The sequence below is a fragment of the Inquilinus limosus DSM 16000 genome, from assembly GCF_000423185.1.
Classification (GTDB): Bacteria; Pseudomonadota; Alphaproteobacteria; order DSM-16000; family Inquilinaceae; genus Inquilinus; species Inquilinus limosus.
Genome location: NZ_AUHM01000001.1, coordinates 627210 through 647549, shown reverse-complemented (window position 1 = coordinate 647549; position 20340 = coordinate 627210). Strand labels below are relative to the sequence as shown.

The 20340-nt window shown below is 71.3% G+C and carries 23 protein-coding genes; 13 read left to right on the top strand and 10 right to left on the bottom strand.

What is annotated here, in order from left to right; all coding sequences use genetic code 11:
* Window positions 1–24 precede the first annotated feature (24 nt).
* Together G537_RS0103185 and nagZ are read left to right on the top strand one after the other, a co-directional pair.
* On the top strand, window positions 25–1125 hold the full coding sequence (locus G537_RS0103185) for an SPOR domain-containing protein (protein WP_155888477.1): 1101 nt from the start codon (window positions 25–27) through the stop codon (window positions 1123–1125).
* 11 nt (window positions 1126–1136) lie between these two features.
* Window positions 1137–2156: a beta-N-acetylhexosaminidase gene (gene nagZ, locus G537_RS0103180; protein WP_034850377.1), complete on the top strand. Its 1020-nt coding sequence runs from the start codon at window positions 1137–1139 to the stop codon at window positions 2154–2156.
* Window positions 2157–2160: 4 nt separating this feature from the next.
* Here the strand turns inward: nagZ and G537_RS0103175 are convergent, their stop codons facing one another.
* Window positions 2161–2721, bottom strand: a complete 561-nt coding sequence (locus G537_RS0103175; RefSeq protein ID WP_026868869.1) for a flavin reductase family protein — start codon at window positions 2719–2721, stop codon at window positions 2161–2163.
* A gap of 119 nt (window positions 2722–2840) precedes the next feature.
* Between G537_RS0103175 and G537_RS36185 the strand changes: the two genes are divergently transcribed.
* From G537_RS36185 to tatC, 5 genes are all read left to right on the top strand, one after another.
* Window positions 2841–3641: a segregation and condensation protein A gene (locus G537_RS36185; protein WP_034850376.1), complete on the top strand. Its 801-nt coding sequence runs from the start codon at window positions 2841–2843 to the stop codon at window positions 3639–3641.
* Window positions 3638–4246: an SMC-Scp complex subunit ScpB gene (gene scpB / locus G537_RS36180; RefSeq protein WP_051247747.1), complete on the top strand. Its 609-nt coding sequence runs from the start codon at window positions 3638–3640 to the stop codon at window positions 4244–4246. Before G537_RS36185 ends, scpB begins: the two co-directional genes overlap by 4 nt.
* A 116-nt stretch (window positions 4247–4362) precedes the next feature.
* Window positions 4363–4614: a twin-arginine translocase TatA/TatE family subunit gene (gene tatA / locus G537_RS0103160; protein WP_425402269.1), complete on the top strand. Its 252-nt coding sequence runs from the start codon at window positions 4363–4365 to the stop codon at window positions 4612–4614.
* 62 nt (window positions 4615–4676) lie between these two features.
* On the top strand, window positions 4677–5201 hold the full coding sequence (tatB, locus tag G537_RS0103155) for a Sec-independent protein translocase protein TatB (RefSeq protein WP_026868867.1): 525 nt from the start codon (window positions 4677–4679) through the stop codon (window positions 5199–5201).
* A 3-nt stretch (window positions 5202–5204) separates the two neighbouring features.
* The gene (gene tatC, locus G537_RS0103150) at window positions 5205–6032 is read left to right on the top strand and encodes a twin-arginine translocase subunit TatC (RefSeq protein ID WP_026868866.1); all 828 of its coding nucleotides are present in this window, start codon (window positions 5205–5207) and stop codon (window positions 6030–6032) included.
* A 352-nt stretch (window positions 6033–6384) separates the two neighbouring features.
* Here tatC and G537_RS0103145 read toward each other — a convergent pair whose 3' ends face one another.
* The 3 genes from G537_RS0103145 to G537_RS0103135 all read right to left on the bottom strand — a co-directional run bounded on the left by G537_RS0103145 (window position 6385) and on the right by G537_RS0103135 (window position 8647).
* Complete coding sequence (locus G537_RS0103145; protein WP_026868865.1) at window positions 6385–6837, bottom strand: GFA family protein; 453 nt, start codon at window positions 6835–6837, stop codon at window positions 6385–6387.
* Window positions 6838–6895: 58 nt separating this feature from the next.
* Window positions 6896–7366, bottom strand: coding sequence for a VOC family protein (locus G537_RS0103140; RefSeq protein WP_026868864.1), 471 nt, complete (start codon window positions 7364–7366; stop codon window positions 6896–6898).
* Between the two features lie 99 nt (window positions 7367–7465).
* Window positions 7466–8647, bottom strand: coding sequence for an MFS transporter (locus G537_RS0103135; protein WP_026868863.1), 1182 nt, complete (start codon window positions 8645–8647; stop codon window positions 7466–7468).
* 191 nt (window positions 8648–8838) lie between these two features.
* Here G537_RS0103135 and G537_RS0103130 point away from each other — a divergent pair, with 191 nt between their 5' ends.
* The gene (locus G537_RS0103130) at window positions 8839–9285 is read left to right on the top strand and encodes an aminoglycoside 6'-N-acetyltransferase AAC(6')-E141 (protein WP_026868862.1); all 447 of its coding nucleotides are present in this window, start codon (window positions 8839–8841) and stop codon (window positions 9283–9285) included.
* A 29-nt stretch (window positions 9286–9314) separates the two neighbouring features.
* Here G537_RS0103130 and G537_RS0103125 read toward each other — a convergent pair whose 3' ends face one another.
* The 5 genes from G537_RS0103125 to G537_RS0103105 all read right to left on the bottom strand — a co-directional run bounded on the left by G537_RS0103125 (window position 9315) and on the right by G537_RS0103105 (window position 14336).
* Entirely contained in the window at window positions 9315–10184 is an 870-nt protein-coding gene (locus G537_RS0103125; RefSeq protein WP_026868861.1) for an alpha/beta fold hydrolase, read from the bottom strand.
* A gap of 99 nt (window positions 10185–10283) precedes the next feature.
* Window positions 10284–10997, bottom strand: coding sequence for a DNA helicase (locus G537_RS0103120; protein ID WP_026868860.1), 714 nt, complete (start codon window positions 10995–10997; stop codon window positions 10284–10286).
* 170 nt (window positions 10998–11167) lie between these two features.
* Complete coding sequence (locus tag G537_RS36175) at window positions 11168–11959, bottom strand: class I SAM-dependent methyltransferase (RefSeq protein ID WP_034850375.1); 792 nt, start codon at window positions 11957–11959, stop codon at window positions 11168–11170.
* 279 nt (window positions 11960–12238) lie between these two features.
* Window positions 12239–12448 (bottom strand): hypothetical protein, encoded by a 210-nt coding sequence (locus tag G537_RS36170; protein ID WP_064742071.1) that lies wholly within the window; start codon window positions 12446–12448, stop codon window positions 12239–12241.
* Between the two features lie 214 nt (window positions 12449–12662).
* Entirely contained in the window at window positions 12663–14336 is a 1674-nt protein-coding gene (locus tag G537_RS0103105) for an ABC1 kinase family protein (protein WP_026868859.1), read from the bottom strand.
* A gap of 134 nt (window positions 14337–14470) precedes the next feature.
* Here G537_RS0103105 and G537_RS0103100 point away from each other — a divergent pair, with 134 nt between their 5' ends.
* The 5 genes from G537_RS0103100 (at window position 14471) to G537_RS36165 (ending at window position 19358) form a co-directional block, all read left to right on the top strand.
* A complete protein-coding gene (locus tag G537_RS0103100) occupies window positions 14471–15202 on the top strand; it encodes a hypothetical protein (protein ID WP_155888476.1) in 732 nt (243 codons plus the stop codon).
* 343 nt (window positions 15203–15545) lie between these two features.
* The gene (gene serS / locus G537_RS0103095) at window positions 15546–16820 is read left to right on the top strand and encodes a serine--tRNA ligase (protein ID WP_026868857.1); all 1275 of its coding nucleotides are present in this window, start codon (window positions 15546–15548) and stop codon (window positions 16818–16820) included.
* Between the two features lie 2 nt (window positions 16821–16822).
* Window positions 16823–17581, top strand: a complete 759-nt coding sequence (gene surE, locus G537_RS0103090; protein ID WP_026868856.1) for a 5'/3'-nucleotidase SurE — start codon at window positions 16823–16825, stop codon at window positions 17579–17581.
* A gap of 152 nt (window positions 17582–17733) precedes the next feature.
* Window positions 17734–18405, top strand: coding sequence for a protein-L-isoaspartate(D-aspartate) O-methyltransferase (locus G537_RS0103085; RefSeq protein ID WP_026868855.1), 672 nt, complete (start codon window positions 17734–17736; stop codon window positions 18403–18405).
* A gap of 101 nt (window positions 18406–18506) precedes the next feature.
* Window positions 18507–19358, top strand: coding sequence for a peptidoglycan DD-metalloendopeptidase family protein (locus G537_RS36165; RefSeq protein WP_051247743.1), 852 nt, complete (start codon window positions 18507–18509; stop codon window positions 19356–19358).
* A gap of 1 nt (window position 19359) precedes the next feature.
* On the opposite strand, the gene G537_RS0103075 is transcribed toward G537_RS36165, so the two are convergent.
* Complete coding sequence (locus tag G537_RS0103075) at window positions 19360–20262, bottom strand: LysR family transcriptional regulator (protein WP_026868854.1); 903 nt, start codon at window positions 20260–20262, stop codon at window positions 19360–19362.
* Between the last annotated feature and the right edge of the window lie 78 nt (window positions 20263–20340).

Genomic DNA, 20340 nt, shown 5'->3' with positions numbered 1-20340 from the left:
ATTCCGAATCAGTCGGGGGATAGGATGGTCGACACCACCACACAACTGCGACTCGGACCGGACGGACAATGGGTGGAGGCGCCGCACGCCTTGCCCGCGACCGCCACCGCCGCCACGGTTCAGCTCAGGCCGGTTCCGGCCTCGCCGCCCTGGCGCCTGATCGCCACGGCCGGGGTGATCCTGCTCGTCGTCATCCTGTTCGCCGGCATCCTGATCTCGACCTACACCACCAGCGCCTCGGTGACGATGGAAGGCGGGGTGCCGATCATCCGCGCCGACCGCACCCAGTTCCGCACCCGCCCGGAACAGCCGGGCGGCATTGACATCCCGAACCAGGACCGGCTGGTGCTGCAGGATCTCGGCCGCCGCCAGGCGCCGGTGACGGTCGCCACCGTGCTGCCGCCGCCGGAGCAGCCGATGACGCGGCCGGCGCCGGCCGGGGCCGAGCAGCGCGGCTGGCGCCTGCCGCTGCCGGCGGCCTCTCCGGGGGCCGGGGTGGTCGAGATCCTGCTGGCCCGGCCCGGCCAGGCCGCCACGCCGCCGGAGCCGGTCGCGCCGGTGAAGCCGCAGCCTGCCCCCGAGGCCATGGCCGCGCCACCCACCGCCGCCCCCGAGCCGGCTCCCGTCTCCGCTCCGGCTCCCGCGGCCGCGCCGGCCGATCCGGCCCCGGCCCCGGCCATGGCCGCTGCCCCCGCGCCGGCGGAACCTGCTCCCGCCCCGCAGGCCGCACAGCCGGCCGATCCGATCGCGGCGCTGCTGAACGACCCGGCCGCCGCCCAGGGCTGGATCGACCCGGATTCCGGCGCGCCGGTGCAGGTCGCCGGCCTGTCGCCGCAGGCCGCCCCGGTGTCGACCATGCCGGTGATCGTCGCCGTGCCGGGCGGGCGCTTCGCGGCGCAGATCGCGGCCGTGACCTCGCCGGAAGAGGCGCAGGCCGAATGGGCCCGGTTCCAGCGCCGCTTCCCCGAGCTGTTCGGCGGGCTGCAGCTCGCCGTGTCGCAGGTCTCGGCCACCACCCGGCTGGGCTACCGGGTCCAGGCCGTGCCGCTCGATCAGGCGACGGCGACGCGGCTGTGCGAGGCCCTCGCCAGCGAGAAGACCGGCTGCCTCGTCGTCCCGCGCTGATCTCGAGCATCATGCCCAAGGCCATCCTGTTCGGCTGCGCCGGCCCGGTCCTGACGGCGGAGGAGCGGCGCTTCTTCCGCGACGCCGACCCGCTCGGCTTCATCCTGTTCCGCCGCAACTGCGAGGCGCCGGGCCAACTCGCGGCCCTGGTCGCCGATCTGCGCGACGCGGTCGGCCGCGCGGCGCCGGTGATGATCGACCAGGAGGGCGGGCGCGTCGCCCGGCTGCGGCCGCCGCACTGGCCGGCCTTCCCGGCCGCCGCCCGCTTCGGCGCCCTGGCCGCGCTCGACCCCGCGGCGGCGGAGGAGGCGGCCCGGGCCAACGCCACCGCCATCGCGCTCACCGTCGGCGCCGCCGGCATCGACGTGGTCGCGGCGCCGGTGCTCGACCTCGACCTGCCCGGCGCCGACCGCACCGTGGTCGGCGACCGCGCCTTCTCCGGCGACCCGGCGATGGTCGCCCGGCTCGGCCGCGCCGTGGCGGAAGGGCTGCTCGACGGCGGCGCCCTGCCGGTGATCAAGCATCTGCCCGGGCACGGCCGCTCGCGGGTCGACAGCCATTTTGCCCTGCCTCTGGTCGAGGCCGATCTCGACACGCTGGAGCGCACCGATTTCCTGCCGTTCCGCGACCTCGCCGACCTGCCCTGGGGCATGACCGGCCACCTGGTCTTCACCGCGCTCGATCCCGACCATCCGGTCACCCAGTCGCCGACCGCGATCCGCGACGCGGTGCGCGGCCGCATCGGATTCGACGGCGTCCTGTGCAGCGACGACCTGTCGATGGGCGCGCTCTCCGGCTCGCTGCCGGACCGCGCGGCGCGGGCGCTCGCCGCCGGCTGCGACCTGGCCCTGCACTGCAACGGCGACCTCGCCGAGATGCGGGCGGTCGCGGCGGAGGTGCCGGCGATCGGGCCGGAGACCGCGGCGCGGCTGGCCCGCGGCGAGGCCTGGCGCCGCCCGGCCACCGACCGCCCGGTCGAGAGCTATATCGAGCGGGCGCGGGAGCTGCTCGGCCGACTGCCGTCCGTCTGATCCATCACAGCATCCAGGGCCGGAACAGCGCCTTCCGGTCGACGACTCCGCCGGCGGTCACGAACACCCCGCCGCCGGTGTAGTGCAGCGTCTTCGGGTGTTTCGGCGTCGCCGCGACATGCGCCTTCACCACCTCGAAGATGAAGAAGTTGTAGCGCTCGACCAGCGCGTCGTCGTGCAGCCGGCACTCGAAATTCGCGTGGCACTCGCGGATCAGCGGCGCCCCGACCTCCTGCGCCGCCTCCGCTGTCAGGCCGAACTCCCGGAACTTGTCGATCTCCGCGCCGGAGGTGTTGCCGATCCCGACCACCGTGTCGGTCAGCGCCGTCGTCGGCAGGTTGATCACGCATTCGCCGCTGTCCCGGATCAGGCGGAAGCTGTGGTTGCCGCCGGCGATCACGCAGCCGACGAGGGACGGCGAGAACTCCATCACCGTGTGCCAGCCCATGGTCATGATGTTGGTCTCGTCCCTCCATCGTGACGACACCAGCACGATCGGCCCGGGCTCCAGATAACGCCGGATCTGGTGGACGGGGAAGTCGGTCTTCCTGCGTTGTCTCGCCATGCCGAGTCTCCGCTTCGCTGCTCCAGGAAGCTGGCGCCGCTTCGCCTCGCGGAAAGCCGGGGCGGCCGGATGTCGCGATCAAGGTTGCTTCGGCGCGTCCGGACAGCGACACTCCGCCCATGCTGGAAGACTGGTCGAAGGTCGACGCCCCGCCGGTGACGAGCCGGGACGACGCCGCCTTCATTCTCAAATTCGAATCCTATGAAGGGCCGATCGACCTGCTGCTCGAACAGGCGCGCGAGCAGAAGGTCGACCTGACCCAGATCTCGATCCTGGCGCTCGCCGACCAGTACCTCGCCTTCGTCGAGCGGGCGCGGCGCCTGTCGCTGGAGCTGGCGGCGCACTACTTGGTGATGGCGGCGTGGCTGGCCTATCTCAAGTCGCGCCTGCTGCTGCCGGCGCCGCCGGGCGACGAGGAGCCGAGCGGCGCCGAGCTGGCCGAGGCGCTGGCCTTCCAGCTGCGCCGTCTGAACGCGATGCGCGAGGCCGGGCAGGCGCTGATGGCGCGGCCGCAGCTCGGCCACGACCTGTTCGCCCGCGGCGCCGCCGAGGACCAGAAGGCGACGCCGACCCCGGTCTGGGCCGTGTCGCTCTACGACCTGCTCAAGGCCTATGCCGAGCACTGGCGCGCCAAGGCCGCGGCCGAGGGCAGCCTGCGCATCGAGGCCTCGGTGCTGTTCTCGCCGGAGCAGGCGCTGGAGCGGCTCGAGGCCATGCTCGGCCGGTTCCCGAGCTGGACCACGCTCGCCGCCTTCCTGCCGCCGCTGACCGGCAGCCCGCTGGTGCGGCGCTCGGCCATCGCCTCCACCTTCGTCGCCACGCTCGAGCTGGCCAAGTCCGGCCGGCTCGCCATCCGCCAGGACGGCCTGTTCGGGCCGATCTGGTTCAAGGTCCAGGCCCCTCAGACCACCGAAGAATGACCGAACCGTCGCAAGCCCTCCGTCTCGTCGAAGCCATGCTGTTCGCCTCGCCGACGCCCCTGACCGAGGCGGCGATCGCCGAGCGCCTGCCCGAAGGCGCCGACGTGCCGACGCTGATCGACACGCTGGTCGAGCAGTATCGCGGCCGCGGCGTCACCCTGATGCCGGTCGCCGGCGGCTGGGCCTTCCGCACCGCGCTCGACCTGGCGCCGCTGCTGCGCGAGGCCGGGCATGTGGTGCGCCGGCTGTCGCGGGCGGCACTGGAGACGCTGGCGATCATCGCCTACCACCAGCCGGTGACCCGGCCGGAGATCGAGGCGGTGCGCGGCGTCGCCGTGGCCAAGGGCACGCTCGACACGCTGCTCGAGGCCGGCTGGATCGCGCCCGGCCGGCGCCGGCAGGCGCCGGGGCGGCCGCTGACCTGGATCACCACCCCGGCCTTCCTCGACCATTTCGGCCTCGGCGGGCTCGACGACCTGCCGAGCGTCGATGAGCTCAAGGCCTCCGGCCTGCTCGACACCCGCCCGGCCATGGCGGTGCTGCCCGGCGGCAGCCTGTCCGACGGGGAAGGGGAGGAGCCGCCGGAGGACGAGGATCGCGACTAGGCGAAGCGGACCGTGCCGCGGCGCTGCGGCCGCCGCAAACCCCAGGATTTCTGCGCTGTTTCGCCTCGTCCGCCGCCATTGCGGTCGCGGGGGGTTTCTGCGATGATCCGGCCGCCTTGGGGCTGGAGGAAAAGTTTATGGGTGGTTTGAGTATTTGGCACTGGTTGATCGTCCTGGTGGTCGTCCTGCTGATCTTCGGGAACCGGCTGCCGCGGGCGATGGGCGACCTGGCCAAGGGGATCAGGAACTTCAAGTCCGGGCTGTCGGACGACCCCAAGAGCGACGGGTCGGATGATCGTCCGGCCGTGCCGCCGCCCGCGGGCACCGAAGCCGGCAGTCCGAACCGGACGACCGTCGACCGCCAATAGTCCCCTTGCGGGGAACCGGAACCGCGCCCCGTCCTGGTGGCGGGGCGTGATGGACGAATGTGATGTTCGGTTTCGACTGGTCGGAGTTGATGATCGTCGTGGTCGTGGCACTCATCGTGCTCGGCCCGAAGGATCTGCCGCGCGCCCTCTATCAGCTCGGCAAATGGACGCGGCATGCCCGCCGCATCACCAGCGAGTTCCAGCGCCATGTCGACGACATCGTGCGCCAGGCCGAGCTCGAGGAGGTGCGCAAGACCGTCCAGGACGCGACCAAGCAGCTCGACGTCCGCAGCCAGGTGAAGGAGCACGTCGACACCGTGCTCGACCCGGTGCGGGACATCAAGCAGGCCTTCGACAAGGCGGCGCCCGGCGCCACGCCGCTGGCGGAGCCCGACAAGGCCGCGGCCAACGGCCAGGCGGCTCCTGAGCCGCAGCCGGTCGAAGGCCCGAAGCCCGCACCGGAGTCCCCGGCCCCCGCGGCGCCTGCGGTTGCCGCCGCCGAACCCGCGCCGGCCGTCGTTCCCGCGTCGCCGGCTGCAGCCCCCGCGGCCGCGCCTGCCGCCACCCCGTCCGACCGCGCGAGCTGATCCATGGCGCCCTCCGACAAGGAGATCGACGACAAGCAGATGCCCCTGATGGACCATCTGCTGGAGCTGCGCACGCGGCTGATCTATTCGGTGGTGGCGATCCTGGTCGGGTTCTTCATCTGCTACCACTTCGCGGAATCGATCTACCTGTTCCTGACCCAGCCGCTGGCGGACGCGCTGCCGCCGGGCCAGCCCAAGTCGATGATCTTCACGGCGCTGACCGAGGTGTTCTTCACCTACATCAAGATCGGCTTCTGGGGCGGCTTCTGCCTGGCCTTCCCGGTGGTGGCGAGCCAGATCTGGATGTTCGTCGCGCCCGGCCTGTATCGCAACGAGAAGCGGGCCTTCCTGCCGTTCCTGCTGTTCAGCCCGGTGATGTTCATCATCGGCGCGGCGTTCGTGTACTACTTCGTGTTCCCGCTGGCCTGGAAGTTCTTCCTGTCCTTCCAGGTCATGGGGCCCGATGTCGGCAGCGGCCTCGAGATCAGGCTCGACGCCAAGGTCTCGGACTATCTCGACCTGGTGATGCGCCTCCTGCTGGCCTTCGGCATCGCCTTCCAGCTGCCGGTGCTGCTGACGCTCCTGGTCCGCGTCGGCATCCTCAGCGTCGCCACGCTGAAGAGCAAACGGCGCTATGCCATCGTCATCGTCTTCGTCGTCGCCGCCGTCCTGACCCCGCCGGATGCGATCAGCCAGATCGCCCTCGCCGTGCCGATGCTGCTGCTCTACGAGATCGCGATCCTGCTCGGCGGCATGATCGAGCGCGACCGCGCCAAGCGCGAGGCGGAGGCCGAGGCGGAAATCGCCCGCGGCGACGGTCCCGCGGCCTGACCTTCACTCTTCACTGTCATGCCCGGGCTTGACCCACGGGTGTCCGGTTGAGGGTTTTCGAGGTGCGGAAGAGGAGTAGGGCTCAATTTTTATTGTCATCGCCGGGCTTGACCCGGCGATCCAGGGGCCACCCAGAGCGGCATCGAGATTCCTGGATGCCCGGGTCAAGCCCGGGCATGACAGTTATAAATTGAGGCTTTAGCTCTAAAATTCTCCCGCCGGTTGTTGTTCAGCCTTAACCGGACACCCGTGGGCTTGACCCGGGCATCCAGAGACTGTCGCCGTACTCTGGATTGCCGGGTCAAGCCCGGCAATGACAGAAAAACTGAGACAAAACAGAGGCTTCGGTGCCTCACGGCCGCGCTGCGTACTCCGCGACAAGATGGCCGTAGGCCTCCATCGGCGGGAAGGTCTCGTAGCTGTGCACCGCCGGCGTGGTGGCCCAGGCCAGCTTCTCGCTGGTGAAGGTCTCGATGAACGGCACCGACCAGGCCGGGTCGTCCAGCATGGTCGACCGGATGTTGACGAAGTGGTCCAGCCCTTCCGGCCGGGTGAACAGCCAGCTCAGGCAGTGCGGGCAGAAATAGTGCCGCGACGGGCCGTGCAGGCCGCCGATCACCGGCTCGCCCTGGGTCACGGTGAAGCCCTCCGCGGGGATCGCCGCGGACAGCGAGAAGGCGCTGCCGGTCATCCGCTGGCATCCGGTGCAGTGGCAGGCCATGGTCAGCAGCGGCCGGGCGGTGATGCGGAAGCGCACCTGCCCGCATCGGCAGCGGCCTTCCTGCGGCAGGGTCGGTTCGGTCATGGCGTCCTCCTGTTGCTTGTCCCCGTTCTAGAGCGGGAGAGGACGCCCGGCCAAGGCCTCAGCCCTTCGCCGCCGCCTCCAGCCCGGCGATGTCGATCTTCACCATCTGCAGCATCGCCTCGGTGACGCGCCTGACCTTGGCCTCGTCGGGGTCGGCCATCAGCTCGCCGAGCCGCTTCGGCAGGATCTGCCAGGACAGGCCCCAGCGGTCCTTCAGCCAGCCGCACTGCTCGATCTGGCCGCCCTCCTTCAGCGCGTCCCACAGCCGGTCGACCTCCGTCTGGGTGTCGCATTCGACCATGATCGAGAAGCTGTGGTTGAACGGGTCCAGCGGCCCGGCCTCGATCGCCTGATAGCGCTGGTCGCCCAGGGTGAAGGCGGCCATGCGCACGCTGCCCGCCGGGCCGCTCGGGGTCTCGGCGGGCAGGGGCGTGACCCAGTGGATCGCCGAGCCCGGGATCAGCGAGGTGTAGAAGCCGAGCGCGGCCTCCATGTCCTTCTCGAACCAGAGATGCTGCGTGACCTTCATCGGGTGTTCCTTCCGATCGATGGGGACGGCCGCGTGAACGGCCGCTCTGTCCCAAGGACGGCGGAGGCCCGCCGCTCCCGACAGCGGCGCGGGATTTTTTCAGCTTTCGCTTTCCCGCAGCCGCGGCAGCGCCGCGAGGCAGAGCACGGCCATCAGGTGGAAGGCCAGCGCGATCGACGCCAAGGGGACCAGCCCCTGCTCGATCATCGGCGCGGCCGCGGCGGTGCCGCCCGCGGTGACCGCGAGGATCGCGAGGACGACGAGGGCGGAGCCGCGGGCGTCGTCGCCGCGCGCCGCCAGCACGGCCCGGTAGAAGCCCGGCGGGCCGCGCAGGCCGAGCCCGGCATTCACCGGCACGAACAGGGCCGCGATCAGCAGCGGGTCGGCGCCGCCCAGCGATCCGTAGGCCAGCATGGCCGCGGCGCCCAGGGTGGCGAGGCCGGTGCCGGAGGCGATGACCCGTTCCGCCCCGAAGCGGGCCGCCAGGCCGCCGGCGAGATTGGCCATCAGCATGAAGCTGGCGATGCCGCAGACCTGCATGGTGATGAAATCGGCCAGGTCGCCGCCGAGGCTGCGCACGAAGACGGCCGGCATGCCGAACACGAAGGTCAGCAGCCCGCCCAGGACGAAGGCCTGGCTGAGGGCGTAGCGCAGGAAGGCGGGGTCGCGCAGGAGATGCGCATATCCGCCGCGGGGCCGCCGGGTCACCTGGGGCAGGGCGCCGGTCGCCCCGATCGCCGCCGCCAGGGCCAGCGCGGCGGCGCCGATCACCGCGAACGGCACCTGCCAGCCGCCCAGCGCCAGCAGCCAGGCGCCGAGGATCGGGGCCAGCGCCGGCGCCAGGGCCTCGATGCTGCCGAGCAGCCCCAGCGCCCGGACCGCGCGGGCTTCGTCGAACAGCGCCCGGACGATGCCCGGCGCGAACACCGCGGGGCCGGCCGCCACCGCGCCCTGCAGGGCCCGCAGCGCGATCAGCAGGCCGATGTCGTCCGCCGCCGCGCAGGCGGCCGACACGGCGGCGGTGGCGAGCAGGGAGGCGGCGAACAGCCGCCCGGTGGCGAAGCGGTCGCCCAGCGCGCCATAGGCGACGAGGCCGGCGCAGGTCCCGGCGACATAGGCGGCCAGCACCAGCTGCGCCCGGGCCGGGTCGCCGCCCAGCGCCTCCGGCAGGAACGGCACCGCCGGCAGGACGAGATCCGTCCCCATCAGGCCGAGCACGGTGCTCGCGACCACCAGCCCAAGCACCAGCCCGGGCGCCTTCGTTCCTCTTCCCCCCGCCATGTCGCACGCTTCTTCCATTGGGCAAGCGCGCCTGTTGTACGTGGTCGAGGAGAAGGCAGGCAACGCGATCGGCGTGGGAGGTCGCGGCCTCCGGGCGAGGGGCGACTGTTTCGCGTTGTCGCCTCGACTTGCTTTTGTAACTCTCCGGCCGTTTCGAAACAGCCGAAACGGCCGCTGCGAGAGGGCGCAAGATGGACATCGAACGGGGCACCCTGGAGCATATCGAACACTGGGCGCGGCTGCGGGCTGCCCTCTGGCCGGACCAATCCGCCGAAGAGCATCGGGACGAGCTGATCCGGACTATCCGGGAGGAAGACGAGCGGGCCAGCGCCTTCGTCGTCCGGCTCGGCTCCGGCGAGATCGTCGGGTTCGCCGAGGCCGCGCTGCGGGCCGACTACGTCAATGGCTGCGAGACCTCGCCCGTCCTGTTCCTGGAAGGCATCTACGTCCGGCCCGATCACAGGCGGCGGGGCATGGCGCGGCGCCTGTGCGATGCGGTCGCCGCCTGGGGGCGGTCCATGGGATGCATCGAATTCGCTTCGGATGCCCTGCTCGACAACGAGGCGAGCCACAGGCTGCACGCGGCGCTCGGCTTCGAGGAGACGGAACGGGTGGTCTTCTTCCGCAAAGCCCTCTAGGTCAGCTGGCCGTCCCGGCCCGCCGCGTCCTACTCGAACATCCCCTTCGGCGTCTGGCCCTTCAGGAAGGGTTCGATGAAGGCGTGCAGCAGCTCCACCTGCCCGATGACGGCGGTGTGCGAGGTCGCCGGCATGACCGCGAGGCGCGAGGCGGGCAGCGGCTGGCCCATGTCGCCCATGGCGCCGCCGCCGAGCAGCCGGAACATCGCCACCGAATGTTCCAGCGTCGCCACGTCGGCATCGCCGCTGATGATCAGCACCGGGGTCTTCAGCGCCTTGACGTCGGCCTCCCACGCCATCGGCTCCTTCTCCAGCGCGATCAGCTTCCGCACCAGCTCGGGGAAGCCGTCGGGATTGGGGGCCAGCTTGCGGTACGCCTCGGCGAAAACCGGCATGTCGGTGAACATCTCCACCGTCATCTGCGGGATGAAGTCCCGGAACGCCGGCTGCCAGCCTTCGAAATCATAGGCCACCGAGGCGGCGGCCAGCTTGTTCACCTTCTCCGGATGGCGGATGGCCAGCTGCAGCCCGGCGGCGGCGCCCATGGAATAGCCGAACACATCGGCCTTCTGCAGGCCCACCGCGTCCATGAACGCCGCCACGTCGTCCGCCAGGTTGGGATAGGTGATCGGCCGGTCGATGTCGGTGGTGCGGCCATGGCCCTGGAATTCGAGCGCATAGACCTTATGGCTCTCGGCCAGCTTGGGGATGATCGCCCCCATCGACGGGATGTTCATATAGGCGCCGTGCAGCACGATCAGCGGGTCGCCGGTGCCGGACACCTCGTAATACATCTGCATGCCGTTGACCGCGACGCGGTCGCCCGCCGGCTGGGCCTCGGCCAGGGCGGGGCCGCCGGCGAGCAGGACGGCGGCGGCAATCAGGGCGGTGCGGATCATCGGGGTCTCCTCTCGATCTCGGGCGGTTTCGCCACGCTGCCGATAGGACGAACGATCCCTCCCGCGATCCGACATCGCCGGCTGAAAATTCGTCAGTCTCTATCCTGCAGCCCGGAGCTGGACCTCACCCTGGTTCATGAAGCAGGTCTTGCTGAACAGCTGCAGGTCCAGCGGGTTCGGCAGCCGGACATCCCGGAGATCGGGAAACGGCTTCTGCACCGGGTCGTAGGACCGGTCGATCTGGGAGATGAAGACGATGATCAGCCCTCTCTCCCGCGCGAATGACTTCAGCGCCCGGACCTGCACAGCCAGCTCGGGCTTTTCGCGCTTCTGGTCGAGCAGCTGCAGATAGTCGACCACCACCAGCGTGCCGCGCGGCGCCGCTGCCAGGGCTTCGATGATGTGGTCGGCGCTGATGGCGTCGGAGCAGTCGAATCCGAACAGCCCCTCGAACTCCGCGTAGTCGACCCCGATCTTGCGGAAGCGGTCCAGGATGTCCCGCTCCGTCCATTCCAGCGAGAAGAACACGGCCCAACGGCCGAACTTCATGGCCTCGACGGCGAGCTTGAGGCCCATCATGGTTTTGCCCTGCCCAGGGCGTGCGCCCAGCAGCACCAGGTCGCCGGGTTTCAGCCGGGCGAACAGCCTGGCGGCGGGCGAAGGCGCGGCCTGCTTCGCCGCCAGCAGGCTCCAATCCTTGTAGCCTTCCTGGACGGCGATGCGGTTCAGCGCCTCGTGCAGCGGGATGTCCTCCGCGCGGGACAGGAGCCTGGCCTTGCGCTTCAGACGGAAGATCGGCGCGGACAGAGTCATCGGCAACCTCCTATTGCGAGCCGTCTTCGCAACCCCTCCTTATGCTTGGTGCCCGAACAGTCGGTTCGATGATCAGGTCGCCCCGTATGCGGTATACTTTCCCAGGCGGAGGGGGGAGGCGCGGGCCGTGCCTGACTCGGATCATAGCGCAATCGCGGCCGGCCGGGAATCTAGGCCTGTGGGTCCCTCGGCTCCGACCGGGGGAGGCAGACGACCAGGGCGGCGTCGACGCGATAGCGGATCCGGCCGGCGACCGCATGCGGCTGCAGGATTCCCCGCAGCTCGCCGTCGAACGCGCTCGCGGCCTCGGTTCCCATGGCGGCTCTGCTCCATGTCGCGCGCGAGTGCTCGGTCTCGATCAGGCCGTCGACGGTCTGATCGACCTCGCTGGAGAAGCTCTCCCGGGACTGGACGTCGATCCAATCGAGATGGGCCGGCGCCGTCCTGACGGGATCGCGCCATGTCCCGCCACCCCGTTCGACCCAGCGGATCAGGTGGGCGCGATAGGCATCGATCCATGCCGCATCGGAAGGCTCGTCGCCGTTCACCAGCGCCAGGGGCGCGCCGGGCCGCAGGGCATGCTTCAGCTTCGGCATCACGATCTCGGGGCGCATCCAGTGGATGGCCGCCCCGATGACGGCGAGGTCGAACGGGCCGTCCAGCGTGGTCTCCTCCGCCCGGGCCCGCACCCACTCGATATTCTCGTGCCCCGCTCCCAGCTTGCGCGCGACGCGCAGCATCGGCTCGGACGGGTCGACGGCGATGACCCGCTCGAAATGGGAGGCCAGGCCGATGGCCAGCTTGCCGGGGCCGCAGCCGAGGTCGAGCAGCCGGCCCCGTCCCGATGCCAGTTCCAGCAGCCTGCGATACAGCTCGGGCGGGTAGGGCGGCCGGCAGGCATAGCACGCGGCGACATCCGCGTCGTCGAACGCCTCGCCGGTTCTTCCGACAGAGCTGAACATTGCCAAAGTCCGCAGATCAGGTTCGCAGCACGCGAATCCAGTCTACCGCAATGGGAGCGGTCATGCCTCGAGCGCAGCTGCCGGTGGTCCGTGGCGTCCACCGTGATCCACCGCACGACATGCGTCCGGCCCGCGGTCAAAAAAGAAGGGCCGGCTCTCGAGCCGGCCCCAGGCTGCGGTCCGTCATGTTTCAGCAGGATTGCCGGGATCGGCGTGTGCCGAAGTCGGGCGATCCTACCCCTTATGCACCCTTCGCCTGACTCCAGGCTGGTCCCGCCCTTATTTCCTGGACGGGCGCCACTCGGCAAAACCGGTGCTCCGTCGGCCCTTGCCCCCGGATTTCGCGATGGCTTCGGACGTCAGGCTGGTCGACAGCAGCATCGTGACGGCGGGCGGCGTGATCACCGCGAAACGGCCGCATTTGGACAGGAACTCGCGCCGATCCTGTGTCGGGCCGTCTGTGTCGTCGGGTTTGGAGGATTCGCTCATGGTGGCCATCCAGTAGCCGTGATCTGGCTTGATCCTACGCGCCAGGAACCATCATCCAACAATTGCGCCGTTCAGCCGCGTCCGATGACGTCCTCATGACGGAGCTTCATCGGAGGGTGAGCGCGGAGCCGATCGGGATACCGCGGAAGTTGTAGATTTGTGACAGCCGGCCGTCGGGGAAGGGCGCTTGAGCGCGATCCGGCCGCGGCCCATCCTAATCCCGTCTCCGCCCCGGCAGCAGCAGCCAAGCGATGCCGGCCGCGGCGGCCAGGCAGCCCAGCAGGGCGAAGCCGGGGATGCCGAACAGGCGCGGCCCGGTCTCGGCCAGGATCGGCGCCAGACCGACCACGAAGGCGGCGGTGACGATGGCGACGGCGATGCGCGCGGCGCCGCGCTCGATCGAGCGGCCGAAGCGGTCCATCCGGCCGATCTCGACCTCCAGCCGCACCCGGCCCTTCTCCATCCGCCGCAGCACCCGGCGCAGGATGCCCGGCGCATCGCCGGCCAGGGCCTGGAATTCCAGGAGCGCCGACCCGGCGCGCTGCCGCAGCGCCTCGGGGGCGTAGCGCGCGGCCAGGGCGCGGCGCACCACCGGCTCGACCTCGCGCACCACATCCAGCTCCGGGTCCAGGCGCCGCACCACGCCCTCGGAGGTCATCAGCGCCCGCAGCACCAGCGCCAGGTCGGGCGGCAGGGCCAAGTCGTGGTCGCGCATCAGGGCGACGAACTCGGCCAGGGCCTGGCCCAGCTTCAGCCGGCCCAGCGCACCGCGGGTGTGGCGCGCCAGGAAGGCCTCGGCGGCTTCCTCCAGCGGCCGTGCGTCGATGTCCGGCTGGCCGGCCCAGTCCAGCAGCACCTCGCGCACCCCGGCGGCGCTGCCGCCGGTGATCGCGGCCATCAGCGTCACCAGCTGGTCGCGCCGCCGCGCCGACAGCCGGCCGATGGTGCCGAAATCGAGATAGGCGATGCGGTCGCCCGGCAGGCACAGCATGTTGCCGGGATGCGGGTCGGCGTGGAACACGCCGTCGATCAGCATCATCTGCAGGAAGGCGCCGGCGCTGCGCGCCGCCAGGCGGCGCCGGTCCAGTCCGGCCGCGTCCAGCGCCGCCTCGTCGCTCGGCCGGACGCCGGCGACGAAGTCCTGCACCAGGATCTCCTCGCTGCTCCAGGCCCAATGGATGCGCGGGACCACGATCTCCGGCTGGTCCTCGAACTGGGCCGCGATCAGCTCGGCGTTGCGGCCTTCATTGGCCAGGTCCAGCTCCTCGCCGATCGCGGCCGCCAGGTGCCTGGTGATCGCCTCGGGGTGATAGCGCCGCAGCTCCGGCAGCTCCTCCTCGGCCAGCTTGGCGGCATGGGCCAGCAGGCGCAGGTCGGCCTCGACCAGCGGCCGCAGCCCGGGCCGGCGGATCTTCACCACCACCTCGGTGCCGTCGGCCAGCGCGGCGCGGTGCACCTGGGCGATCGAGGCCGAGGCCAGCGGCTCCCGGTCGAAGCGGGCGAAGACCGCGTCGGGCGGGCTGCCCAGCGCCGCCTCGGCCAGCGGCGCCAGCGCTTCGTAGGGCAGGGGCGGAACCCGATCGTGCAGCTTCTCCAGCTCGGCGATCCATTCCGGCGGCAGCAGGTCGCTGCGCGTCGCCAGGATCTGGCCCAGCTTGACGAAGGCCGGCCCCAGCGCCTCGATCGCCAGCCGCAGCCGGGCGGGCGTGTCCTGGCCCGGTGCGGCCGGCCCGGTGTCGCCCGGGGCCAGGCCGGCCTGCTTCAGCAGGCGGTGCAGCCCCAGCCGGCGCACCAGGTCGCCGAAGCCGAAGCGCAGCAGCACGGTGACGATCTGCTGCAGCCGCTTCAGGTCGCGGGCCACCACCAGGGCGGTCGGGAACACCTGCATGCTCGTCCTTGCGCTGGAAGGTCGGGGGGCGGTCGGAGAGGACTGCAACGTCTAGCCGCCGCCGCGTTCCGCCGCCAGCCGCGAATGGCCGCGGGGCTGCAAAGCCGCAGTTGCATTAATGGCCGATTTTGTTCATGATATGTTCCATAGACATGGCGCAGACCGATGGCGAGGCGGGCGAGGCCCGGCCGACCGATCCCGACCTGAACTGGACGGGATGGGCGCTGGACAAGCTGCGCGAGGTGGTCGAGATCGACATCCGCAGCAAGCGGCTGACCGAGCGGCAGCAGCAGGCAACCCCGGCGGAGCCGCAGGAGCCGCCCGATTTCCCGCTGATGCAGTCGCGCCTGTCGCGCTCGATCCGGCTGTCGATCGCGATGGCCGAGCGGATCCGCGGCGACTACCTGCACCGCCGGGCCGAGGGCGAGGAGTCGGGGGCGCTGGAGCGCCGCCGCCGGCGGCGGGAGCAAGCTGCTCAGGCGGTGGTCGAGGCGGTCACGGCGGCCGAGGCCGCGGACCTCGCCGCGGCCGGCGAGGCCGTCGATCCCCAGGAGACCGAACGGCTGCGGGAGCAGGTGTGGGAGAAGCTGACCGAGGACGAGGTGCTGGACGTGCAGCTCGACACCCTGTCGGCGGGGGAGTTCGTGCGGGAGGTCTGCCGCTGGCTCGGCCGCCGGCTGGACCCGAGCCGGCTGCCGCCGGGCTGGGACGATGTCCTCGGGGCCAACGACACTACCGGCTCGGCCGGTGAGGGCACGGCTGCCGTCGCCGTGGCTGCCGAGGCCCGGCACGACTGGCCTCCACAATCGGACGTGCTCGAAGAGGGTCACCCTCCGTCCAGCCCCCCGAAGCCGGACAGCAGCTGAGTCTTGATGCGGCGCGCGACCGCGTAGGTTGGGTTCGCCGTCGGGCGAACCCAACATCTCACCGCCGCGCCTATGCCCATTGGGTTCGCGTGCCCCGAACCCAACCTACGAAGCCGCCATGCCTTCCTCACTCCCCCTCCCCTTGCGGGAAGGGGGAGGGGGCTGCGCGCGTCCGCGCGCGAACGGCCTGCTGGAGGCCGGATCAGGCGGGAGGGGGAGGATGAGCGTTCGGCCTCGCGAGAGAGGCAAGGCACCCATCCGAAGCCCCCGGGCCGTTTGCGTCCGGCCGGCCCACCTCCTATAACCAGCGCACGATTCCCCGACCCGACAGATCGAGCGCGCGATGCACGACATCCGTTTCATCCGAGAGCATCCCGAGGCCTTCGACAAGGGGATGGCTCGGCGGGGTCTGTCGCCTCTCGCCGCCGAGCTGCTGTCGCTCGACGAGCGCCGGCGCCAGATCACCACCGAGCTGCAGGGGCTGCAGACCCGCCGCAACGCCGCCTCCAAGGAGATCGGCGCCGTCAAGTCCAAGGGCGGCGACGCCCAGGCGCTGATGGACGAGGTCGCGTCGATCAAGGCGAAGATAGGCGAGCTGGAGCAGGCCGACCGCGGCGCCGAGGCGGCGCTGGCAGCGCGGCTGGCCGAGCTGCCGAACCTGCCGGACGAGGACGTGCCCGACGGGCCGGACGAGAGCGCCAATGTCGAGCTGCGCCGGGTGGGCGAGCCGCGCCGGCTGAACGCGGCGCGCGACCATGTCGACCTGGGCGAAGGCCTCGGCCTGATGGACTTCGCCGCGGCCTCCAAGCTGTCCGGCTCGCGCTTCGTCGTCCTGCGCGGCGCGCTGGCGCGGCTGGAGCGCGCCATCGGCCAGTTCATGATCGACCTGCACACGACCGAGCACGGCTACACCGAGATCGCGCCGCCCGTGCTGGTGCGCGACGAGGCCCTGTTCGGCACCGGGCAGCTGCCGAAATTCGCCGAGGACCAGTTCCGCACCAACACCGGCCACTGGCTGATCCCGACCGCCGAGGTGCCGCTGACCAACCTGGTCGCCGGCGACATCCTCGAGCAGGAGGCCCTGCCGCTGCGCCTCACCGCGCTGACGCCGTGCTTCCGCTCCGAGGCCGGGGCCGCCGGGCGCGACACCCGCGGCATGATCCGCCAGCACCAGTTCAGCAAGGTCGAGCTGGTCAGCATCACCACGCCGGAGCAGTCGGCCGCCGAGCATGAGCGGATGACGGAATGCGCCGAGACCGTGCTGAAGCGGCTCGGCCTCGCCTTCCGCACCATGGCGCTGTGCACCGGCGACATGGGCTTCTCCGCCCGCAAGACCTACGACATCGAGGTCTGGCTGCCGGGGCAGGGGCGGTATCGTGAGATCTCCTCCTGCTCCAACTGCGGCGACTTCCAGGCCCGGCGGATGCAGGGCCGGTTCCGCCCGGCGGGCGAGAAGGGCACGCGCTTCCTGCACACGCTGAACGGCTCCGGCGTCGCCGTCGGCCGCGCCCTGATCGCGGTGTTGGAGACCTATCAGCGTCAGGACGGCTCGATCGAGGTGCCGGAGGCGCTGCGGCCCTATATGGGCGGACTCGAGATCCTGGAAGCGAAGGGCTGACGATGCGCATCCTCCTGGCCAATGACGACGGCATCAACTCCACCGGCTTCTCGGTGCTCGAGCGCATCGCCCGCGAGCTCTCCGACGACGTCTGGGTCTGCGCGCCCGAGACCGAGCAGTCGGCCGCCAGCCATTCCCTGACCATCCACCGGCCGCTGCGCCTCCGGAAGATCGAGGAGAAGCGCTTCGCCGTCGACGGCACGCCGACCGACTGCGTGCTGCTGGCGGTCAACCACGTGATGAAGGACCGGCGGCCGGACCTGGTCCTGTCCGGCGTCAACCACGGCCGCAACATCGCCGAGGACGTGACCTATTCCGGCACCATCGCCGCGGCGATGGAGGCGACGCTGCTCGGCATCCGCGCCATCGCCTTCAGCCAGCAATTCGCCGACGGAAGGCGGCCGGACTGGGAGACGGCGGCGCGCTGGGGCGCCGAGGTGGCGCGCAAGGCGATCGCCACCGACTGGCCGGAGCAGGTGCTGGTCAACGTCAACTTCCCGGCGGTCGACCCGGACGCGGTGACGGGCATCGCCGTGGTGCCGCACGGCCTGCGCAAGATCGGCGACGTGCTGGAGGAGCGGCTCGATCCGCGCGGCCGCACCTATTTCTGGATCGGCACCAGCCGGACGGAGGAGGCGCTGCAGGGCGAGGAGACCGACGTGTCGGCCCTGCGCGACGGCCGGATCACGGTGACGCCGCTGCATCTCGACCTGAACCACGCCGCCGCGATCCAGTCCCTGCGGCGGACCTTCGTGGGGTGAGGCTGCCGTCGCATGGTTGGGCTTTGCTCGGGTGAATGGCGGAACCAGTCCCCCCTCCCCTTGCGGGAGGGGGGAAGGGGGAGGGGGTTTCCTCCGCCCGAGCCGGCTTTGGATACGGAAGAGAGGCGGTCCTCCTCGACCGGACCCCGCCCATGATCGCCGAGCCGCGGCTGATCCGGCTGCTGATGCATCTCCGGCGCTCGGGGATCACCGACCATCGCGTGCTCGGCGCGATCGAGCGGGTGCCGCGCGAGGCCTTCGTGCCCGACGCCTTCCTCGACCAGGCCTATGAGGACATCGCGCTGCCGATCGGCCATGGCCAGACCATCAGCCAGCCGCTGGTGGTCGGGCTGATGACCCAGGCGCTGGAGGTCGGCGACCGCCACAAGGTGCTGGAGATCGGCACCGGTTCCGGCTACCAGGCGGCCGTGCTGGCGAAGATCTGCCGCCGGCTCTACACCGTCGAGCGGCACAAGCCGCTGCTCGACCTGGCGCTGGGGCGGATCGAGGGGTTGCGCATCAGCAACATCACCGCGCGCTGGGGCGACGGCATGAAGGGCTGGCCGGAGCAGGCGCCGTTCGAGCGCATCATCGTCACCGCTGCGCATCGCGGCGACCTGCCGCCCCCGGCGCTGGCCGACCAGCTCGCGATCGGTGGTATAATCGTGATTCCCATGGGGGACGAGAAGCGGAACCAGCGCGTGGTCCGCTTCACGCGCACTGAAACCGGATTGGAGCGGGAGGATCTGTGGCCAGTTCGCTTCGTGCCGTTGCTGCCGGATCTTCCCGACGGGGAGGATGGCGGCTCCGGTCCATCCTACTGACGACCCTCGCCGCCGCGGGTCTCGCGGCCTGCAACACCCCGCCCGGCGCGGACCAGCTGGCGCAGCGGCCGGCGACCGCCCAGGTCCAGCCGGGCGACGACGTGCTCTCCATCGTCCGCCGCTACGACGTCTCGATGCCGGCGCTGATCGCGCTGAACGGCCTGCAGCCGCCCTATGCGCTGCAGCCGGGCCAGACCCTGCGCCTGCCCGGCGCGCCGGGATCGGCGCCCGGCCCGGCGCCGACCGTGACGCTGCCCACGACCGGGGCCGTCGCCGCGGCTCCGGCGGCGGGCGCCGCCGCGGGCGCGCCGCTCAACACCGTGCCCTCGACCGGCAGCGGCCTGTCGGTGCAGCGCCTGCCGCCGCCGGGCGGCGCCGCCGCGCCGGTGCCGCCGGGCACCGTGCCTCCGGCCGCGGTCCCGCCCGCCGGCACCGCGGCCGCCCCGACGCCCACGGCGCCGACGCCGTCCGCTCCGACCTCGATCGTGCCGAAGCCCGCGGCGCCCGCCGCCCCGGTGCCGCCGGTCGCCAGCACGCAGCCGCCGCCGGCCGCGGCGCCACAGGCCGCTGCCCGCGGCTCCGGCCGCTTCGCCTGGCCGGTGTCCGGCTCGGTGATCGCCGGCTACAACGCGCCGCTCGGCGGCAAGCCGAACCAGGGCATCAACATCTCCGCCCCGGCCGGCACGCCGATCAAGGCGGCGGGCTCCGGCGTCGTCGCCTATGCCGGCAACGAGCTGCGCGGCTACGGCAACCTGGTGCTGATCCAGCACGGTGACGGGCTGGTCACCGCCTATGCCCATGCGGCGTCGCTGTCGGTGAAGAAGGGCGACCAGGTCACCGCCGGCCAGACCATCGGCACGGTCGGCCAGACCGGCGCCGTCGACCAGCCGCAGCTCCACTTCGAGGTGCGCAAGAACAGCCAGCCGGTCGACCCGAAGCAGTATCTGCAGTGAGCTAGGGCCGTTCCACCGGCGCCAGCTCGGCCAGCAGGGCGTCGAGGAAGGCGCGCACCGCGGCCGGCAGAGTGCGGCCGGCCATGGTCAGGATGTGCAGCGTGCTGTCGGTCATGCCCTCGTCGGCGACCGGCACGGCGACGAAGTCGCCCATCGCCACCCGGCCGGGGTCGCGGATCGCGCTGGTGAAGTGGATGCAGCCCTCGATGTCGGCGAACCGGCGCAGCGCGGCCATGGAGTTGGTCGAGAGCACCGGCTCCAGCGCCAGCCCCTGCAGGTTGCAGCAGGCGTCGATCAGCTGCCGCTGGGTCCGGTCCGGGTCCGGCAGGGCGACGGGGTAGGGCAGGGTCTCGGCCATGGCGATCGACGGCCGTTCCGCCAGCGGGTGGGTGCGCGGCATCAGCGCGTGCATCGGCCGGCGGATCATCCGCTCCACCGTCGTGCCGCGCGGGGGCGCCAGGTTGAAGGAGATGCCGATGTCGGTCTCGCCGTCCCGCACCCGCTCGGCGATCTGCACCGAGGTGCCGACCCAGAGGTGGAAGGTCACGCCCGGATGGTCGCGGCGGAACGCGGCCACCGCCGCCGGCAGGATGTCGAGGGCGAAGCCCTCGAAGCTGGCCAGCCGGACATGGCCGCGGTGAGGGCCCTGCAGCTCGCGGATCTCGGCCGCGGCGCGTTCGCCGTCCAGCATCGCCCGCCGGGCGTGCGCGGCCAGGATCTCCCCGGCCGCGCTCGGCACCATGCCGCGGGGCCGGCGCTCGAACAGCTCGGCCCCCAGCTCGCGCTCCAGCTTCGCGATCTGCCGGCTGATGGCGGAGGCGGCGACGTTCAGCCGCTTCGACGCATCCGCGATCGAGCCGGAGCGGGCGACTTCCAGGAAGTAGCGAAGCGCGGTGCTCTGCATGACGTTTCTTTCGTCCGTTGCCGCAGCGGCAACGCGTTGTGCGAATTATAGCGCTTGTGGCATGCGGATCGCCTTCAT

Excerpts from the sequence above, each read along its gene's own strand:
- G537_RS0103185 (WP_155888477.1), top strand. The coding sequence starts at position 25 with ATGGTCGACACCACCACACAACTGCGACTCGGACCGGACGGACAATGG.
- nagZ (WP_034850377.1), top strand. The coding sequence starts at position 1,137 with ATGCCCAAGGCCATCCTGTTCGGCTGCGCCGGCCCGGTCCTGACGGCG.
- G537_RS0103175 (WP_026868869.1), bottom strand. The coding sequence starts at position 2,721 with ATGGCGAGACAACGCAGGAAGACCGACTTCCCCGTCCACCAGATCCGG.
- G537_RS36185 (WP_034850376.1), top strand. The coding sequence starts at position 2,841 with ATGCTGGAAGACTGGTCGAAGGTCGACGCCCCGCCGGTGACGAGCCGG.
- scpB (WP_051247747.1), top strand. The coding sequence starts at position 3,638 with ATGACCGAACCGTCGCAAGCCCTCCGTCTCGTCGAAGCCATGCTGTTC.
- tatB (WP_026868867.1), top strand. The coding sequence starts at position 4,677 with ATGTTCGGTTTCGACTGGTCGGAGTTGATGATCGTCGTGGTCGTGGCA.
- tatC (WP_026868866.1), top strand. The coding sequence starts at position 5,205 with ATGGCGCCCTCCGACAAGGAGATCGACGACAAGCAGATGCCCCTGATG.
- G537_RS0103145 (WP_026868865.1), bottom strand. The coding sequence starts at position 6,837 with ATGACCGAACCGACCCTGCCGCAGGAAGGCCGCTGCCGATGCGGGCAG.
- G537_RS0103140 (WP_026868864.1), bottom strand. The coding sequence starts at position 7,366 with ATGAAGGTCACGCAGCATCTCTGGTTCGAGAAGGACATGGAGGCCGCG.
- G537_RS0103135 (WP_026868863.1), bottom strand. The coding sequence starts at position 8,647 with ATGGCGGGGGGAAGAGGAACGAAGGCGCCCGGGCTGGTGCTTGGGCTG.
- G537_RS0103130 (WP_026868862.1), top strand. The coding sequence starts at position 8,839 with ATGGACATCGAACGGGGCACCCTGGAGCATATCGAACACTGGGCGCGG.
- G537_RS0103125 (WP_026868861.1), bottom strand. The coding sequence starts at position 10,184 with ATGATCCGCACCGCCCTGATTGCCGCCGCCGTCCTGCTCGCCGGCGGC.
- G537_RS0103120 (WP_026868860.1), bottom strand. The coding sequence starts at position 10,997 with ATGACTCTGTCCGCGCCGATCTTCCGTCTGAAGCGCAAGGCCAGGCTC.
- G537_RS36175 (WP_034850375.1), bottom strand. The coding sequence starts at position 11,959 with ATGTTCAGCTCTGTCGGAAGAACCGGCGAGGCGTTCGACGACGCGGAT.
- G537_RS36170 (WP_064742071.1), bottom strand. The coding sequence starts at position 12,448 with ATGAGCGAATCCTCCAAACCCGACGACACAGACGGCCCGACACAGGAT.
- G537_RS0103105 (WP_026868859.1), bottom strand. The coding sequence starts at position 14,336 with ATGCAGGTGTTCCCGACCGCCCTGGTGGTGGCCCGCGACCTGAAGCGG.
- G537_RS0103100 (WP_155888476.1), top strand. The coding sequence starts at position 14,471 with ATGATATGTTCCATAGACATGGCGCAGACCGATGGCGAGGCGGGCGAG.
- serS (WP_026868857.1), top strand. The coding sequence starts at position 15,546 with ATGCACGACATCCGTTTCATCCGAGAGCATCCCGAGGCCTTCGACAAG.
- surE (WP_026868856.1), top strand. The coding sequence starts at position 16,823 with ATGCGCATCCTCCTGGCCAATGACGACGGCATCAACTCCACCGGCTTC.
- G537_RS0103085 (WP_026868855.1), top strand. The coding sequence starts at position 17,734 with ATGATCGCCGAGCCGCGGCTGATCCGGCTGCTGATGCATCTCCGGCGC.
- G537_RS0103075 (WP_026868854.1), bottom strand. The coding sequence starts at position 20,262 with ATGCAGAGCACCGCGCTTCGCTACTTCCTGGAAGTCGCCCGCTCCGGC.